Source organism: Pseudomonas sp. GW821-FHT10C09 (genome assembly GCF_059415465.1).
The window spans coordinates 98,022-115,081 of the sequence record NZ_JBWKNG010000005.1; the positions used below are offsets into that span (position 1 = coordinate 98,022).

Consider the following 17,060-nt stretch of genomic DNA (forward strand, 5'->3'; position numbering starts at 1 on the left):
AAAACAAGGCCAGAGCCGTGAGGCTCTGACCTATAGAAACATTCAGGATTTTTTGCAAATTGAAATGCTCACCAAACATTTCGACAATGGCTCACTACTTGGTTGCAGTGGCATCGGTGCGCATGGACAGCGCAATCCGTTCAGCGGTGCCTATCGGGATCTCACCGACCACCGTCACCATCATTTCGCCCTGAGGCGTGGTCAGACGGCGGGATACCGCAACGGTGGGGCCCAACTGTGTGCGGGTGTCCGTCACGGTTGCGCCATTCAATGGCTCAAGGAACACCGAGAAACGCGCCAGGCCGTCGTCATACATCAGACTGTTGACCTGCGTTTTGGTCTCCGGGTCCTTGCGAGCGCTGCTGCTGGTCAACTCGAAACCGGGTGGTAACCAGTCCGAATGCCAAACCTGTGCAGCCTTGACGGCGGAAGCCTTGTCGCTGTCTAGGGTGACAGCCTTGCAATCTTCGCCCGCCTGCAAGTCCTTGTCAGACGGCACGTCAGCGGTGTCCAGTTGGGTGAACTGGAATCGCTCCAGCAACTGCCCTTTGTCATTAAGCAGCAATGACTTGAGCGGCAGGCCGGTTTCTTTGTCCAGATGGAGCTCAAAACCGTATCGATGCTGATCACGTGGCGTCAGCGAAACAATCACTGCCGCACGCCCAGCCACACGCGACTTGCCGATGACGGCAAGGTCATACCAATTCTTTAACTTCTGTGGATCCAGTGCACGAGCAGCGGAATTGGGTGAGTCACCCAGTCCTGCTATCAGGGTGCCGCTGACGCATTGAGTATGCCCATCAACGCGCACGACTTCCTGTGCGGAGCCGTCGAGCTGGAGTAAACGCTCTCGGACTTTGCCATCCTGGACGCGATGCCAGATGTTATGGGTAGAAAAACTACCGTTACGCTCGTAAACGAATGTACCGAAAAAGCTTTGCTGTTGCTCGGCCTGGCCCAGACGGGTCAACCAGTCCTGGGCTTCATCAGCGTGGGCTGGTACGACAAACCAGCCTGCGAGCAGAAGCGAAAGTAGAGGTATGGCGCGCATGATCCTCCTTAGCGGTTTTCCAGGCTTGCTGCACGAGCGTAAGGCAGAGCACTTTCAGTGCCTTTCAGCGCAGCTTGCTGAGCATGTTGGCGCAAGTAGCTTGGCAGACGCTGATCGTGCCAGCCTGGCTGACCTTGCAATACACCGTTGGCCATAGGGCCAGTGGCATCCGAACTCTCATTGTAGCCTGCCAATACAGCTGGACCTTTGACCTGAGGAACGGCCAGACCCGGTTGATTGGATTGCTGAGCCAGTTCGACACCAGCGATCTCGTCCTGGTTGTACAAACGAACGCCGGCCAGTACAGCCAGTGTTACCGAGGCGGCTACTGCCAGGCGACCCAGGCTGCGCCATGGACCACGGGAGGCTTTTGCCGGTACGGCTTCGTCGGCCAACGCAGCAGACACTGCCGCAGCGATATCCAGGCGTGGAAGCAGCAAGTCCTTGTGCATGACTGCCCGAGCGATTTGGTAACGGGCCCAGGTTTCACGGGTTTCAACATCGTCAAAGGCATTTAATACCCGACGCAATTCCAGTTCGTCCGCTTCGTTATCCATCACTGCGGACAGCGATTCCTGCAGGGCTTCACGACTCATGGCGTTCCTCTCTTGGCTGTCGCCGCTGTCTCAGTTTTCCTGCAACAACGGCTGCAGGGCTTTATCGATGGCCTCCCGAGCGCGGAAAATCCGGGAGCGCACGGTACCCACCGGACATTGCATGACGGCCGCAATGTCCTCGTAACTCAGACCATCGAATTCACGTAAAGTTAAAGCCGTACGTAAATCTTCTGGCAGTTGCTGGATGGTCCGATGGACGGTGCCTTCGATCTCATCCCGCAGCAATGCACGTTCTGGCGACTCGAGATCCTTGAGGCCATGATCGCCATCGTAGAACTCTGCATCCTCGGAACTGACATCGCTATCCGGCGGCCGACGGCCGCGTGAAACCAGATAGTTTTTCGCCGTGTTAATGGCGATGCGGTAAAGCCACGTATAAAACGCGCTGTCTCCGCGAAAATTTCCAAGGGCTCGGTACGCCTTGATAAAGGCTTCCTGCGCCACATCCTGGGCTTCATGGGTGTCGTGCACGAAACGCACGATCAACCCGAGAATTTTGTGCTGGTATTTCAGCACTAGCAGATCGAAAGCTCGCTTGTCGCCACGTTGAACGCGCTCGACCAGCTGCTGATCCTCTTCCTGGGTTAGCATGAACACTCCTCGATAAGCTCGGAGGAAGCTTGCATAACTAAACGACCAGACTTGCAAACATAGACTCGGGCTTTTCGCAAAAGTTCTCCCCCTCCAAGCAAGTTTCCTGCGGGCTCTGATTTGGCACGCACGAAAAGCGCAGCGCGGGTTACCCGGCTGCGCGAATAATCTTGTCGTCGGATTCGCCAGCAAGGATCAAACTGCAGATCCTGCCCTGAAGCCGACACTGTTCCTTGAATCAGGCAACCGTCTATTGATCTTGGGCCTTTGGCAAAAGTTCCATTATTTATAACCAGACGGTGCCGACATTGTGCAACCGTGAATGGAAAAATACTGTTAAATCGACGATACAGTCGTCTTGTCGTCGATTCGGTCAAAAAACCATCCGACGAAGCGTCGAGTATTTCCCGTCACAGTAGTTTCACAATGCCATATGCGCTCGGGTATTGTGCCGCTCCCCCCCTCTATATACTAGTGGGCTGTGTGGCCGACTTGACTCGCCGTTCCAGCAGTCTTGCGCCAACCCCGACCCGGGTCGCTTTGAGCGGAATCCTGAAATGAGCCAACAGTTTCAACACGATGTTCTGGTGATTGGCAGCGGCGCTGCCGGTTTGAGTCTTGCGCTGACCCTGCCCGGTCACTTGCGCATCGCGGTACTGAGCAAAGGCGACCTCGCCAACGGCTCGACATTCTGGGCCCAGGGCGGCGTCGCTGCCGTGCTGGATGACTCCGACACCGTTGAGTCCCACGTCGATGACACCCTCAACGCCGGCGGTGGCCTGTGCCATGAAGACGCCGTGCGCTTTACCGTCGAGCACAGTAAAGAGGCGATTCAATGGCTGATCGACCAAGGCGTGCCGTTTACCCGCGATGAACAATCCGGTACCGAAGATGGCGGGTTCGAATTTCACCTGACCCGCGAAGGCGGCCACAGCCATCGGCGCATCATCCATGCTGCCGATGCCACCGGTGCCGCGATATTCAGAACGCTGCTGTTCCAGGCCCGGCAACGGCCCAACATCGAACTGCTGGAACAGCGCGTCGCAGTGGACCTGATCACCGAAAAACGCCTCGGCCTCGAAGGCGACCGCTGCCTCGGCGCCTACGTACTCAATCGCGGGACCGGCGAAGTCGACACCTACGGCGCACGGTTCGTCATCCTTGCGTCCGGTGGCGCGGCCAAAGTCTACCTCTATACCAGCAACCCCGACGGCGCCTGCGGAGATGGCATTGCCATGGCCTGGCGTTCCGGTTGCAGGGTGGCGAACCTGGAGTTCAACCAGTTCCACCCCACCTGCCTTTACCACCCGCAGGCAAAAAGCTTCCTGATCACCGAAGCCCTGCGCGGCGAAGGTGCGCATCTGAAGCTGCCTAACGGCGAACGTTTCATGCAGCGCTTCGATCCGCGCGCAGAACTGGCACCACGGGACATCGTTGCCCGGGCCATCGACCATGAAATGAAGCGCCTGGGTGTCGATTGCGTCTATCTGGACATCAGCCACAAGCCCGAAGCGTTCATCAAGACGCACTTTCCGACCGTATATGAACGCTGCCTCGAGTTTTCCATCGACATCACCAAGCAGCCGATCCCGGTGGTTCCGGCGGCGCACTACACCTGTGGCGGCGTGATGGTCGATCAAAGCGGTCGCACCGACGTGCCGGGGTTGTATGCCATTGGCGAAACCAGCTTCACCGGCCTGCACGGCGCCAACCGCATGGCCAGTAATTCGCTGCTGGAATGCTTCGTTTACGCCCGTTCGGCGGCGGCGGACATTCTTGAACAGTTGCCGCACGTGTCGATTCCAGCCGCCCTGCCCATCTGGGATGCGAGCCAGGTCACCGATTCCGACGAGGACGTGATCATTGCGCACAACTGGGATGAACTGCGCCGATTCATGTGGGACTACGTCGGCATCGTGCGTACCAACAAACGCTTGCAGCGAGCGCAACACCGCGTGCGGCTGCTGCTGGACGAGATCGACGAGTTCTACAGCAACTATAAAGTCAGCCGCGATTTGATCGAATTGCGTAACCTGGCTCAAGTGGCAGAACTGATGATCCAGTCCGCCATGGAGCGCAAGGAAAGCCGGGGCCTGCATTACACCCTCGACTACCCGGATATGCTCCCGGTTGCCTTGGACACTATTCTGGTGCCGCCCACCTACGTCGACTGAACGTCAGTCGAACCCGCAGGCGTCGGTGCATATCCGCCGCCTGCGAGTCGCGGGGCACGCAAATCGACTGGACCCGCCGTTCGCCGCGCAAGCGAAACCGCAGCACCACGATCAAGGGCAGCGCCAGGCTGTCCGGTCGCAGCTGCACCGGTTGCCAGCCCCGCGCCTGATTCCACAACTGCCAGCCCTCGGCATCGCGACGCAAGCCGCGATATGCCTGCGGGTGTGTCAGCAGAATCTGACGGGGCAATACCCAAACGCCATGCGCCAGACAGCAAAAAGCGCCGAGCACACTGGCCCAGACCGGTATAGACAGAAGAAATAACGAACCCAGCGCGAACAGCTGGGCCAGGAGATACGCCGCCAGCAACTGCCGTGAGGCATGCCAGCGGCATTCGAACGTATTACTTGGGCTGGACACGGTCCAGGATCATGCGAACCATGCGCTGAAGCTCCGGATCTTCCGATTCGGCGCGTTCCATGAACCAGCCAAACATGTCCTGGTCTTCGCACTCAAGCAGCTTGCGGTAGCAATCGCGGTCGACATCATTGAGGTGCGGGTAGACTTCTTTAACAAACGGCACCAGCAACACGTCCAGCTCAAGCATGCCGCGGCGGCTGTGCCAGTAGAGGCGATTCAGTTCAACATCTTCGACCATGGAGCGCTCCTCAAATAGGCGGCAAGTATACAGCCCCGCGCCTCGTCGAACAGTCGGCTTTGGTCGGGCACTGCCGACCTTTTGTGAACTACCCATTTCACGGGCGCCCCCTTATGATGTCCCCCAGACTCTTTATCCTGCGATGACCCATGGCCGATTCTGCTTTTTTCTGCACCCTGTCTCACGAAGGCGTTCTTGCGGTCCGCGGCGCGGATGCCGGCAAATTCCTGCAAGGCCAATTGACCTGCAACCTCAATTACCTGAGTGAAACCCAGGCCAGCCTTGGCGCCCGCTGCACGCAAAAAGGCCGGATGCAGTCGAGTTTCCGCATCCTGCTGGAAGGCGACGGAGTGGTAATGGCCATGGCCACCGAACTGCTGGAAGCGCAACTGGCGGACCTGAAGAAGTACGCGGTGTTCTCCAAATCCAAATTGACCGACGAAAGCGCTGCCTGGGTCCGCTTCGGCGTCGATCATGGCGATGCCGCGCTGAGCAGCCTTGGTCTGGCGTTGCCGGCTGACACCGACAGTGTCGTGCGTCACGAAGGCCTGATCGCCATCCGTGTCTCACCTGATCGCGCTGAACTGTGGGTCGCCGCCGATCAGGCCGACGCCATCAAGGGCAAGCTGTCCGCCCTGCTGGCCGAAGGCAGTCTGAATCAATGGCTGCTGGGCCAGATCCGCGCAGGGATCGGTCAGGTCATGCCAGAGACACGCGAACTGTTCATTCCACAGATGCTCAACCTGCAAGCCGTCGGTGGCGTGAGCTTCAAGAAAGGCTGCTACACCGGCCAGGAAATCGTCGCGCGCATGCAGTACCTGGGCAAACTCAAGCGCCGGCTGTACCGTCTGACCCTGGACGCCGGCGAACTACCCGCCCCTGGCACACCGCTGTTTTCCCCGAGCCATGGCAGTTCCATCGGCGAAGTGGTGCTGGCTGCCAACGCGCAACAAAACATTGAACTCCTGGCCGTGCTGCAAGCCGAAGCAGCCGAGGGTGGCGACATTCATCTCGGCACTCTCGAAGGACCAGCCCTGAACTTGCTCGACCTGCCTTACTCACTGGACCGCGATCGCGAGATCCAGCGTTAACCGCAGCATTTGTGGCAACACCTAGAGAAACGAAATGAGCGATCTGGCGGAAAAGGTCCAACAGGATTTGGTTGAGGCCATCGATAACGATGACCTGGTTCTGCCAACATTACCGGAAGTGGCCATGCAGATTCGCAAGGCCGCCGAAGACCCGGAAATCAGTGTCAGCACCCTGAGCAAAGTGATCGGCCGCGATACGGCGTTATCGGCGCGCCTGATCAAAGTGGTCAATAGCCCACTGCTGCGCGCGACTCAAGAAGTCAACGACCTGCACACGGCGATCACGCGCCTGGGCGTCAACTACAGCAGCAACCTGGCAATCGGCCTGGTGATGGAACAGATTTTCCACGCCCGCTCCGAGGTGGTGCAGCAGAAGATGCGCGATGTCTGGCGCAAAAGCCTGGAAATCGCCGGGGTCAGCTATGCGCTATGCCGCAGCTACACACAACTCAAACCCGATCAGGCAGCCCTCGGTGGGCTGGTGCATCAGATTGGCGTGTTGCCGATTCTGACCTACGCCGAAGATCACTATGAACTGCTGTCCGACCCGATCAGCCTCAACCATGTGATCGACCACATTCACCCCCTGATCGGCGACAAACTGCTCAGGGTCTGGGAGTTTCCGGAGAAACTGGTGAAGGTGCCGGGGCAATACCTGGACTTCAAGCGTGAGTCCGAGCGGATTGATTATGTGGATCTGGTGCAAGTGGCCAGTCTGTATTGCCACAAGGACAGCGACCACCCGCTGGCCCGTTTCGACCTGACCAGCGTGCCTTCCTTCAAGAAGCTTGGGATTGATCTGGAAAACGATGTGGTGATCAAGGATCTGGAAGAGTCGCGGTCGATGTTTTATTGATTCAGACCGCGTCGCGCCCTTCGCGAGCAGGCTCGCTCCCACAATAGATCTCTGTCACACCGAAGATCCCCTGTGGGAGCGAGCCTGCTCGCGAAGGGGCCAGCCCAGCCAATACAAAACTACCCCGCAATAAAGCTCACCCGCACCTTCAACCCCTTCGTCTCACCATCATGCAGACTGATCTGCGCCAGATGCGCGCGGCAGATCTCGCCCACAATCGCCAGCCCCAGCCCCGACCCGGCGACCTGTTGATTGCGCCGATAAAAGCGCTCAAACACCCGGTCCCGCTCATCCACCGGAATTCCCGGCCCGTCATCCTCGACCTCCAGCACCGCCGGTGCCGTGACCCGCAGAATCACATTGCCGCCCGACGGTGTATGGGCCAACGCGTTATCCACCAGATTACTCAGCAGTTCGTTCAGCAGCGTCGGCTCACCACGCAGCCACACCGGTTCGTCCGCTTCCAGCGCCAGGGCCACGCCGCGCGCGTGAGCCAGTGGCGCCATGGCCATGCCCAACTCGCGGGCCAACTGACTCAAATCCAGCAACTGCGCGCCGCCCTCGGCAATGGCCCGGGCACCGTTTTCGACCCGTGCCAGCGACAGCAATTGATTGGCCAGGTGGGTCAATCTGTCCGTGCCCTGGGCTGCAGTTTCCAGGGTACTGCGCCAGGTTTCGGGTTCACTCGCCCGCAGGCCAAGTTCCAGCCGCGCCTTGAGCGCTGCCAGTGGCGTACGCAGTTCATGGGCAGCATCGGCGATGAACTGCGCCTGGCGCTCGAACTGCCCGCGCAACCGCTCGGTAAAGTGATTGAGCGCCCGTACCAGCGGCCACAACTCGTGCTGCACTTCCACCAACGGCAATGGCCGCAGATCATCCGACTGGCGCTCTTCCACCGCGGTGCGCAAGCGCTCCAGCGGACGCAACGCCGCACTCACCGCGAACCACACCAGCAACAACGCACCGATCGCCAGCATGCCCAACCGCAGCAGCGTGTCCGCCGCCAGACTGCGCGCCATGCTGACCCGTGCCTCATCGGTTTCCGCCACGCGAATTTCCGCCATGCCATTCATGTTCGGCTCGCTGACCGGCTTGAGCAGGCTGACCACCCGCACGTTCTGCCCGCGATACGTGGCGTTGTAAAACCGTGCGAGCGCCGGGTAGTCATCGGTACGCGGCGTTCCCGGCGGTGGCGCGGGGAGGTTTTCGTAACCGGAAATCAGATTCTGGTGGATGTCATTGACCAGGTAAAAAATTCGCCCCTCACTGTCGTAGGCAAACGTATCCAGCGCGACGTAAGGCACGTCGGCACTGAGCGTGCCGTCACGCTGGGTGACACCCGCCGCAATGGTTCGCGCCGATGCCAGCAGGGTGCGGTCATAGGCGGTGTCGGCGGCTTCGCGACCATTCCAGTACGCGCTCAAGCCACTGGCCAGCATTAACACCACCAGCAACAGCGCGAGGTTCCACAGCAACCGCCAGCGCAGGCTGCTGGGCTTATGCATCGCGGCTTTCCAGCAAGTAACCAAGGCCGCGGAAGGTCACGATCGCGACCGGTTGACCATCGAGCTTTTTGCGCAAGCGATGCACGTAGATTTCGATGGCATCGGGGCTGGCTTCTTCATCCAGGCCGAACACCTGGGAGGCCAGTTGTTCTTTGCTCATCACTCGCCCGGGCCGGGCGATCAGTGCCTCAAGAACCGCCTGTTCGCGTGAGGTCAGGGTCAGCAATTCTTCGCCGAGGGTGAAGCGTCGGGTATCCAGATCATAGGCCAGCACGCCGCAGCGCTGCTGACGTTCACCGCCCAGCACACTGCGGCGCAACAAGGCTTTGACCCGCGCTTCGAGCTCGGTCAGTTCAAAGGGTTTGGCGAGGTAATCATCAGCGCCAAGGTTCAGGCCATGCACCCGATCCTTGACGTCGCTGCGCGCGGTCAGCATCAGCACCGGCAGGTTCTTCCCCCGGGAACGCAAGCGCGCGAGCACTTCAAAACCGTCCATGCGCGGCAGGCCGACGTCGAGAATGGCCATGGCGTATTCCTCGCTGCTCAAGGCCAGGTCTGCGGCCACGCCATCGTGCAGCACGTCCACGGTCAACCCGGTGCTCTTGAGCGCCTGGGCGACACTTTCGGCCAGCTGCAAATGGTCTTCGACGAGCAGAACGCGCATGGATCTTTACCTCATTCAGGGGATGGTCGACGCCATTCTTTGGCGCGGAGTTTACAGCCGCATCCGCTGCTGTGAAGCCCGAAAACCGTGAAAGCCTGCTGAAAGGTTAGTGAAAGGTTGGGCCGTTAGAGTCGCCCCACGGAGGGTTTCGACTGCCGACCCTCCAATCGTGCTTTGAAATGTAGCTCCCGAAAAACGCCATGACGCGTTTTCGCCAATAAGAACAATAAAACGAGGTACTGCACCATGCTGTCCATACAGCTTCAGGCTTACCCGCCCCACCTTTCCTTCAGAATCCCGTCGTTTATGCTTGCCAGCGCCGTTGTCGGCTGCACGACGCGAAACCGCCGCACCTGAAACATCCCCAAAAACAAAAACTCCCGTGGAGACAATAATGAATCGATCACTGCGCCGTTTCGCCCTCGCCGCCAGCTGCATGCTGTTCGCCGGTCAATTGATGGCCGAACCCAAACGTCCGGAATGCATCGCCCCGGCCTCCCCGGGTGGTGGTTTCGACCTCACCTGCAAACTGGCGCAGAGCGCGCTGGTCAACGAAAAGCTGCTGACCAAACCGATGCGCGTGACCTACATGCCCGGCGGTGTTGGCGCTGTGGCCTACAACGCAGTGGTCGCTCAACGCCCTGCCGACGCCGGCACGCTGGTGGCGTGGTCCAGCGGTTCGTTGCTGAACCTGGCGCAAGGCAAGTTCGGCCGTTTCGATGAAACCAACGTGCGCTGGCTGGCCGCCGTCGGTACCAGTTACGGCGCCATCGCTGTGAAAAGCGATTCGCCCTACAAGACCCTGGATGATCTCGTTCAAGCCTTGAAGAAAGACCCGAGCAAAGTGGTGATCGGTTCCGGCGGCACCGTCGGCAGCCAAGACTGGATGCAAACCGCATTGATCGCCAAGGCTGCCGGCATCAACCCGCGCGACCTGCGCTACGTCGCCCTCGAAGGCGGCGGTGAAATCGCCACCGCCCTGCTCGGCGGCCACATCCAGGTCGGCAGCACCGACATCTCCGACTCCATGCCGCACATCCAGAGCGGCGACATGCGCTTGCTGGCCGTGTTCGCCGAGAAGCGCCTGGACGAGCCGGAAATGAAAGACATCCCGACCGCCAAAGAGCAAGGCTACGACATCGTCTGGCCGGTGGTTCGCGGTTTCTACCTCGGGCCAAAGGTCAGCGACGAAGACTACGCCTGGTGGAAAGACGCTTTCGACAAGCTGCTGGCGTCCGAAGACTTTGCCAAGCTGCGCGATCAGCGTGAACTGTTCCCGTTCGCCATGACCGGCCCGGAGCTGGACACCTACGTGAAGAAGCAGGTTGCGGACTACAAAGTGCTGGCCAAAGAGTTCGGCCTGATTCAGTGATCGCCTCTGTCTAGCGGCTGCGGCCTCGTTTCGCGGGGCTGCGGCACAGGAGTTTCCCATGCTCTTACAACGCATTTTTGCTTCGGTGCTGTTGCTGGCCTGTGTTGGCCTGGCGCTGATGGCGTGGCCGTATCAAGCGGCTTTTTCCTACGAACCGGTGGGGCCGCGAGCCTTTCCGCTGCTGATGCTCGGGCTGATGGGCCTGGCGCTGTTGTACATGGTGTTTCGCCCTGCGGCGATCAAGCACGACGCTGACGAACCACCGATGGACCGCGAAACCCTGAACAAAATCGGCATGTGCGTGGTGCTGTTGCTGGTGTTTGCCGGCACCTTCGAACCCTTGGGTTTCATCGTCGCCAGCATCCTGATCGGCATTCCGATGGCGCGCCTGTACGGCGGTCGCTGGGTGCCCAGCATTGTGATCATCACGCTAATGGCCGTCGGCCTTTACCTGCTGTTCGACAAGTTGATGGACGTCCCGCTGCCCTTGGGCGTGCTCGATATTCTGGAGAACTGATATGGATACGCTTGGCTATTTGGGTCAGGGTTTCGGCGTCGCGCTGAGCCCGTACAACCTGGTGACTGCTTTGTGCGGCACCCTGATCGGCACCGTGGTCGGCCTGTTGCCGGGCCTGGGCCCGATCAACGGCGTGGCACTGTTGATCCCGATCGCGTTCGCCTTGGGTCTGCCACCGGAATCGGCATTGATCCTGCTGGCGGCGGTGTACCTGGGTTGCGAATACGGCGGGCGAATCAGCTCGATCCTGCTGAACATTCCCGGTGAAGCCTCCACCGTCATGACCACCCTCGACGGTTACCCGATGGCCCGCAAAGGCCTGGCCGGTGTCGCGCTGTCGTTGTCGGCATGGAGCTCGTTCATCGGTGCGTTCATCGCTACTTGCGGCATGGTGCTGTTCGCCCCGCTGCTGGCGAAATGGGCGATTGCCTTTGGTCCGGCGGAATATTTCGTGTTGATGGTTTTCGCGATTGTCTGCCTGGGCGGCATGGCCGGTGACCGACCGCTGAAGACGTTTATTGCAGCGCTGATCGGCCTGTTTTTGTCGACCGTGGGCATCGACGCCAACAGCGGCGTGTATCGCTTTACCGGGGACAACATCCACCTGACCGACGGCATTCAATTCGTGGTGCTGGTGCTGGGTCTGTTCTCCATCAGTGAAATTCTCCTGCTGCTGGAAAAAACCCATCACGGTCAGGAAGCGGTAAAAGCCACCGGCCGCATGATGTTCAACTTCAAGGAAGCCTCGGCAGTGTTCGTGGTGAACATTCGTTGCGGCGTGCTGGGCTTCATCATGGGCGTGTTGCCGGGCGCCGGTGCGACCCTCGCCAGCGCCGTGGCCTACATGACCGAAAAACGCATCGCCGGCGCCAAAGGCACCTTCGGCCAGGGCGACATGCGTGGCCTGGCGGCACCGGAAACCGCTATCGGCGGCGCAGCGTGCGGCGCACTGGTGCCGATGCTGACCCTCGGTGTTCCGGGTTCGGGCACCACGGCGGTGATGATCGGCGCCCTGTCGCTGTACAACATCACACCGGGCCCCCTGCTGTTCCAACAGCAACCCGACATCGTCTGGGGCCTGATCGCCTCGTTGTTCATCGCCAACATCATGCTGGTGATCCTCAACATCCCGATGATCCGCATCTTCACCCGCATCCTCGCCGTGCCGAACTGGGCACTGGTGCCAGTGATCGCAATCATCACCGGGATCGGCGTCTACGCGGTGCACGCCACCACGTTTGACCTGTTCCTGATGATCGGCATCGGCATCTTCGGCTACCTCCTGCGCAAGCTCGACTTCCCGTTGTCGCCAGTGCTGCTGGGCTTCATCCTCGGCGGTTTGATGGAGCAAAACCTGCGTCGGGCGCTGTCGATCTCCAACGGTGCGCTGGAAATCCTCTGGTCGAGCCCGATCACCTTCGGTGTCTGGGTACTGACCGCGATCATGCTGTTGATGCCGATCCTGCGAATCTGGCGTAAACGTTCGGCCGCCCAACGCGCTATCGCCGATGTCTGATCGAACACCCTTCAACGCCTGGTGGGGTACGCCGCTGGTCGGCGCGCTGGGCGGCTACCTTGCCAGTCAGGTCGGCTGGCCGCTGCCATGGATGGTCGGCTCGTTGCTGGCGATCATCCTCGTGCGCTGCCTGACGCCGTGGCAGTTGGCGGAAATCCCTGGCGGCCGCAAGTGCGGCCAGTGGATTGTAGGAATCGGCATCGGCCTGCACTTCACCCCGGTGGTGATGGAGCAGGTGCTGAGTCATTTCGGTTTGATTTTCTTCGGTGCATTGGTCACCAGCCTGTCGGCCGTGGTCGGGGTCTGGTTGATGCGCCGTACCGGCGAAGATCGCGCCACTGCGTTCTTTTCCAGCATGCCGGGCGGTTCCGGGGAGATGGTCAACCTCGGCGCGCGCAACGGTGCGGTACTCAGCCGTGTCGCGGCGGGGCAAAGTCTGCGCGTGCTGGTGGTGGTGCTGTGTGTGCCGGCGGCGTTCAAGTATTTGTTGGGTGATGGTGCGCCGGTTGCTCATCCGACAGCCGTCAATTGGTGGTGGCTGGCCCTTTTGTTCCCGGCAGGCGCCTTGGCGGCGTGGCTCTGGGAGCGTCTTCGTCAACCCAACCCGTGGCTGTTCGGGCCGTTGCTGGTGAGTGCAGCGGTGAGCATCGGTTGGGATTTGCACATCGGTTTGCCACACGGCGGCAGTCAGATTGGTCAATGGCTGATCGGCAGCGGCCTGGGCTGTCACTTCAACCGACAGTTTTTCCGGCGTGCGCCTTCGTTCATGGGCCGGACCTTGATCGGCACGGTGTTGACCATGTTGATCGCCACGGCGGCGGCGCTGGGGTTGAGTGCGTTGACCCATCTGGATCTGCGCTCGCTGACCTTGGGCATGATGCCCGGCGGGATTGCGGAGATGAGCCTGACGGCGGAGACGCTGCAATTGTCAGTGCCGCTGGTGACGGCGATGCAAGTGATGCGGTTGTTGTTTGTGCTGTTTCTGGCGGAGCCGTTGTTCAAGTATTGGAACCGGATGCCGGATTAGGCGATAGACCGAGTCGCCGCCTTCGCGAGCAGGCTCGCTCCCACAGGGTTCGTGTATTCCTTGTGGGAGCGAGCCTGCTCGCGAAGGGGTCGGACCTGCCTACACATCAAACCGGCGGCAACCGCCACTCAATCGGCGTCTCGCCATTCTGCTCAAGAAACTTGTTGGTCCGGCTGAAGTGCCCGCATCCCAGGAATCCGCGATACGCGGACAGCGGCGACGGATGCACCGACGTCAGCACCAGGTGCTTGGTCGCGTCGATCAGTTTCTGCTTGCTCTGGGCATGCGCGCCCCACAGCATGAACACCAGATGCGGCTGCTGCTGGCTGACGACCTCGATGATCCGGTCGGTGAAAAACTGCCAGCCCTTATCCTTGTGCGCATTGGCATTGGCGCGCTCGACCGTCATGGTGGTGTTGAGCATCAGCACGCCCTGGTCGGCCCAGCTCTGCAAATAGCCATGGTTGGGAATATCGATGTTCAGGTCGCGCTTCAATTCTTTATAGATGTTCACCAGCGACGGCGGCGCCGGCACCCCCGGTTGCACCGAGAAGCACAAGCCATGGGCCTGGCCCGGGCCGTGGTAGGGATCCTGACCGAGGATGACGACTTTGACCTTGTCCAGCGGCGTGGAGTTGAGTGCGTTGAAGATCATCGGGCCCGGGGGATAGATCTCCTTGCCTGCCGAACGCTCCTGTTGCAGGAATTCACGCAACTGCGCCATATAGGGCTGGTCGAATTCGGCACGCAGTGCCTCCTTCCAGCTCGGTTCGAGTTTGATACGGTCGTCAGCAGTCATGGTTACATCCGGCAAAAACAATGGGGCGAACCCTAGGAAAGCCCATCACGCTTGTCAATTGATCTGACGCACATCCGGCACTTTCCTCAACAGCGATCATACTGAACGCTCAAATTCCCGATCGAGGTCACGATGAATCTGCACTTCGAAGAACTCACCGGCACCGACGGCGCGCGCATCGGCATCGCCAGCCTCGATGCCGAAAAGTCCCTCAATGCCCTGTCCTTGCCGATGATCAACGCCCTGAGCGATCAAATGGACGCCTGGGCCAAGGACCCGCAAATCGTCTGCGTGTTACTGCGCGGCAATGGCGCCAAGGCCTTCTGTGCCGGCGGTGAAGTGCGCAGTCTGGTGGAAGCCTGTCGTGCGCATCCCGGGGAAGTGCCGCCGTTGGCTGCGCACTTCTTTGCAGCTGAATATCGCCTGGACTTCAAACTGCACACTTACCCGAAACCGTTGATCTGCTGGGGCCATGGTTATGTGCTCGGTGGCGGGATGGGGCTGTTGCAAGGCACGAGCATCCGGATTGTCACGCCGAGCAGTCGGCTGGCGATGCCCGAGATCAGCATCGGCCTGTACCCGGACGTTGGCGCCAGTTGGTTCCTCTCGCGACTGCCCGGCAAACTCGGCCTGTTTCTGGGCCTGACCGGCGCGCACATGAACGGACGCGATGCAATCGACCTCGACCTGGCCGACCGCTTCCTGCTCGATGAACAGCAAGAGGAACTGATCCAAGGGTTGCTGCAGCTGAACTGGCAGGAACAGACGCCGATGCAGCTCAACAGTTTGCTCAAGGCCTTGCAGCAGGAAGCCGTTGCGCAAATGCCCGAAGCCCAGTGGCTGCCGCGGCGCCAGGATATCGATGAACTGCTGGATGTCAGTGACGTGAGCTGCGCCTGGAAGGCGATCAGCCTGCAACGCGACAGCGCCGATCCGCTACTGAGCCGTGCCGCAAAAACCATGAGCGAAGGCTCGCCGCTGACCGCGCATCTGGTCTGGGAGCAAATCGTTCGGGCCCGCCATATGTCGCTGGCTCAGGTTTTTCAGATGGAATACACCCTGAGCCTCAACTGCTGCCGTCATCCGGAATTCAGCGAGGGGGTGCGGGCGCGGTTGATTGATAAGGACCAGAAACCGCATTGGCATTGGCCGGATATCAATAATGTGCCGGATGCGGTGGTGGATGCGCACTTTCAGAAGGCTTGGGAAGGTCGGCATCCATTGGCGGATTTGTCGGAATACTGAACAAAAATGTGGGAGCGAGCTTGCTCGCGAAGGCGGTGTGTCATTCAGCAATAAAGTGACTGACATTCCGCCTTCGCGAGCAGGCTCGCTCCCACAGGTTTTGTATTTAATTCAAATTAACGGCGGCCACCACGACCATCGTGATCACCACGACCATTGTGGTCACCACGCCCACCGTGGTTGTTGTTGCGTCCGCCACCACCCCGGTAGTCATTATTCCAGCCGCCTCGGTTACGCCCGTCCCACCCTTGATTCTGATGGGCCCGGTAATCGCCTCGGGATTGGTAGTAACGCGGGGCCGGTTGATACACCCTTGGTTGAGAGTAATAGCGCGGTGTGGGCTGGTAGTACCGCGCTGGCGGTGAGTAGTACCGGGGCGGTGGCGAGTAGTAACCGCCGCCACCGGAATAGTAGGAACTGCCACCGGCGTAATAGGTGGGCGCTGGCGAGGTATAGACCTCGGAACCGTAGTAGCTGTCTCCTCCATCGGAATAGGGCACGCACGCCCCAAGCGATAATCCGGACAGAGCAATCAGAAGAATTCGGCTGAGCTGTTTTCGACAGTTCATGGCGGCCTCCTGGACCGCGAGTGAGCCACACCAGCGACGCTGGCGAGCGACAGTCAATTATTCGGTGACTGTCGAAAGATCAGACATCGATTTCGAAATCTGGTGCGTTCTTGAAACACATTGAAACATCTGCCCGATGAAAGGTTTTTCATCTATTCACCCGCTGATTAGTGGTGCCAGCGGTGATATCCACCGCCGTAATAGCGCGGTCCGTGGCCACCGTAGTAACGGTAGTGATAACCACCGTAATAGCGTGGGTAATAGCCACCGTAGTAATAGGGCGAGTAATAACCGGGGTAGTAATAAGGTGCGGTGTACACGTCGTCGTAGCCTGCGTAGTAATAGCAGCCAGACAACCCCAAACCCAGCAACGCACAGAACACCATTCGACGCAGCATGACGGCCTCCGAAAAGACCCGGGACAGCAGCCGGCAACGGTCGGCTGACATAGCGTTTGACTGGAAAACCAGCGTCGAGTGCTGCGCCGCCAATACCTTCAGATCAGCGGCCCGCCCGTCCCATTGCGGTGCAGCCGCGCACCATCAAAAGGCACCCCGCCTGCCCTTCCCGCGCCCTACCGCGCGTCATCCCCCGCGCTAGAGCGCTCGCGCCGACTTGGCACGTCTCTCGCTTTAGCAACAGCGTGCAGGAGTTCATCACAGGTTCGCGGCACCACAATTTGCAATGGCTGACTAGGGTTCCGGCTCGCTTGTGCGAGTGGCTGGTCCGAGAGTTGGCGACCTCCAGTTGAGGTTACACGGCGGGACAAAAGCCCGGGAGACAAGCCACCGTTCGCGGTGCCGCGTT

Annotated in this window: 18 protein-coding genes and 1 riboswitch; of the genes, 8 read left to right on the forward strand and 10 right to left on the reverse strand. The window is 59.9% G+C overall.

Going from position 1 to position 17,060, the window contains the following annotated elements; genetic code table 11:
• Positions 1–94: 94 nt before the first annotated feature.
• The 3 genes from AC07N8_RS06270 to rpoE are packed head-to-tail and all read right to left on the reverse strand — an operon-like array spanning position 95 to position 2,259.
• Positions 95–1,051: a MucB/RseB C-terminal domain-containing protein gene (locus AC07N8_RS06270; protein ID WP_483840612.1), complete on the reverse strand. Its 957-nt coding sequence runs from the start codon at positions 1,049–1,051 to the stop codon at positions 95–97.
• Between the two features lie 8 nt (positions 1,052–1,059).
• On the reverse strand, positions 1,060–1,647 hold the full coding sequence (locus AC07N8_RS06275) for a sigma-E factor negative regulatory protein (protein ID WP_027925537.1): 588 nt from the start codon (positions 1,645–1,647) through the stop codon (positions 1,060–1,062).
• A 30-nt stretch (positions 1,648–1,677) separates the two neighbouring features.
• Entirely contained in the window at positions 1,678–2,259 is a 582-nt protein-coding gene (gene rpoE, locus AC07N8_RS06280; RefSeq protein ID WP_007944079.1) for an RNA polymerase sigma factor RpoE/AlgU, read from the reverse strand.
• A 557-nt stretch (positions 2,260–2,816) separates the two neighbouring features.
• On the opposite strand from rpoE, the gene nadB reads away from it, so the two are divergent.
• The gene (gene nadB / locus AC07N8_RS06285; RefSeq protein WP_493142686.1) at positions 2,817–4,433 is read left to right on the forward strand and encodes an L-aspartate oxidase; all 1,617 of its coding nucleotides are present in this window, start codon (positions 2,817–2,819) and stop codon (positions 4,431–4,433) included.
• Here the strand turns inward: nadB and AC07N8_RS06290 are convergent.
• Both AC07N8_RS06290 and AC07N8_RS06295 read right to left on the reverse strand, forming a co-directional pair.
• Positions 4,402–4,854: a protein YgfX gene (locus AC07N8_RS06290; RefSeq protein ID WP_483840610.1), complete on the reverse strand. Its 453-nt coding sequence runs from the start codon at positions 4,852–4,854 to the stop codon at positions 4,402–4,404. The two genes, nadB and AC07N8_RS06290, sit on opposite strands and share 32 nt — an antisense overlap.
• Positions 4,838–5,092: an FAD assembly factor SdhE gene (locus tag AC07N8_RS06295; protein ID WP_007944081.1), complete on the reverse strand. Its 255-nt coding sequence runs from the start codon at positions 5,090–5,092 to the stop codon at positions 4,838–4,840. Before AC07N8_RS06295 ends, AC07N8_RS06290 begins: the two co-directional genes overlap by 17 nt.
• Positions 5,093–5,241: 149 nt before the next feature.
• On the opposite strand from AC07N8_RS06295, the gene ygfZ reads away from it, so the two are divergent.
• Both ygfZ and AC07N8_RS06305 read left to right on the forward strand, forming a co-directional pair.
• Positions 5,242–6,183 carry a CAF17-like 4Fe-4S cluster assembly/insertion protein YgfZ gene (gene ygfZ / locus AC07N8_RS06300; RefSeq protein ID WP_493142683.1) on the forward strand — a complete coding sequence of 314 codons (942 nt, stop codon included), beginning with the start codon at positions 5,242–5,244 and terminating at the stop codon, positions 6,181–6,183.
• Positions 6,184–6,217: 34 nt separating this feature from the next.
• The gene (locus tag AC07N8_RS06305) at positions 6,218–7,039 is read left to right on the forward strand and encodes an HDOD domain-containing protein (protein WP_493142681.1); all 822 of its coding nucleotides are present in this window, start codon (positions 6,218–6,220) and stop codon (positions 7,037–7,039) included.
• Between the two features lie 119 nt (positions 7,040–7,158).
• Here the strand turns inward: AC07N8_RS06305 and AC07N8_RS06310 are convergent, their stop codons facing one another.
• Both AC07N8_RS06310 and AC07N8_RS06315 read right to left on the reverse strand, forming a co-directional pair.
• Positions 7,159–8,544 (reverse strand): sensor histidine kinase, encoded by a 1,386-nt coding sequence (locus AC07N8_RS06310; protein ID WP_483840607.1) that lies wholly within the window; start codon positions 8,542–8,544, stop codon positions 7,159–7,161.
• Positions 8,537–9,208, reverse strand: a complete 672-nt coding sequence (locus AC07N8_RS06315; RefSeq protein WP_007944085.1) for a response regulator — start codon at positions 9,206–9,208, stop codon at positions 8,537–8,539. Before AC07N8_RS06315 ends, AC07N8_RS06310 begins: the two co-directional genes overlap by 8 nt.
• A 394-nt stretch (positions 9,209–9,602) precedes the next feature.
• Here AC07N8_RS06315 and AC07N8_RS06320 point away from each other — a divergent pair, with 394 nt between their 5' ends.
• From AC07N8_RS06320 to AC07N8_RS06335, 4 genes are read left to right on the forward strand one after another with little or no spacing between them, the layout of a single operon-like run.
• A complete protein-coding gene (locus AC07N8_RS06320) occupies positions 9,603–10,580 on the forward strand; it encodes a Bug family tripartite tricarboxylate transporter substrate binding protein (RefSeq protein ID WP_483840606.1) in 978 nt (325 codons plus the stop codon).
• 58 nt (positions 10,581–10,638) lie between these two features.
• A complete protein-coding gene (locus AC07N8_RS06325; RefSeq protein ID WP_483840605.1) occupies positions 10,639–11,097 on the forward strand; it encodes a tripartite tricarboxylate transporter TctB family protein in 459 nt (152 codons plus the stop codon).
• A 1-nt stretch (position 11,098) separates the two neighbouring features.
• A complete protein-coding gene (locus AC07N8_RS06330; RefSeq protein WP_483840604.1) occupies positions 11,099–12,613 on the forward strand; it encodes a tripartite tricarboxylate transporter permease in 1,515 nt (504 codons plus the stop codon).
• On the forward strand, positions 12,606–13,640 hold the full coding sequence (locus AC07N8_RS06335) for an AbrB family transcriptional regulator (protein ID WP_493142677.1): 1,035 nt from the start codon (positions 12,606–12,608) through the stop codon (positions 13,638–13,640). Before AC07N8_RS06330 ends, AC07N8_RS06335 begins: the two co-directional genes overlap by 8 nt.
• Positions 13,641–13,746: 106 nt before the next feature.
• On the opposite strand, the gene ung is transcribed toward AC07N8_RS06335, so the two are convergent.
• Complete coding sequence (gene ung, locus AC07N8_RS06340) at positions 13,747–14,439, reverse strand: uracil-DNA glycosylase (RefSeq protein WP_493142675.1); 693 nt, start codon at positions 14,437–14,439, stop codon at positions 13,747–13,749.
• 132 nt (positions 14,440–14,571) lie between these two features.
• On the opposite strand from ung, the gene dspII reads away from it, so the two are divergent.
• On the forward strand, positions 14,572–15,684 hold the full coding sequence (gene dspII / locus AC07N8_RS06345) for an enoyl-CoA hydratase/isomerase DspII (protein WP_493142673.1): 1,113 nt from the start codon (positions 14,572–14,574) through the stop codon (positions 15,682–15,684).
• A gap of 116 nt (positions 15,685–15,800) precedes the next feature.
• Here dspII and AC07N8_RS06350 read toward each other — a convergent pair whose 3' ends face one another.
• Entirely contained in the window at positions 15,801–16,253 is a 453-nt protein-coding gene (locus tag AC07N8_RS06350) for a hypothetical protein (RefSeq protein ID WP_493142671.1), read from the reverse strand.
• A gap of 167 nt (positions 16,254–16,420) precedes the next feature.
• Positions 16,421–16,651: a hypothetical protein gene (locus AC07N8_RS06355; protein WP_493142669.1), complete on the reverse strand. Its 231-nt coding sequence runs from the start codon at positions 16,649–16,651 to the stop codon at positions 16,421–16,423.
• A 283-nt stretch (positions 16,652–16,934) separates the two neighbouring features.
• A riboswitch (guanidine-I (ykkC/yxkD leader) is annotated at positions 16,935–17,035 on the forward strand.
• The last annotated feature ends 25 nt before the right edge of the window (positions 17,036–17,060 follow it).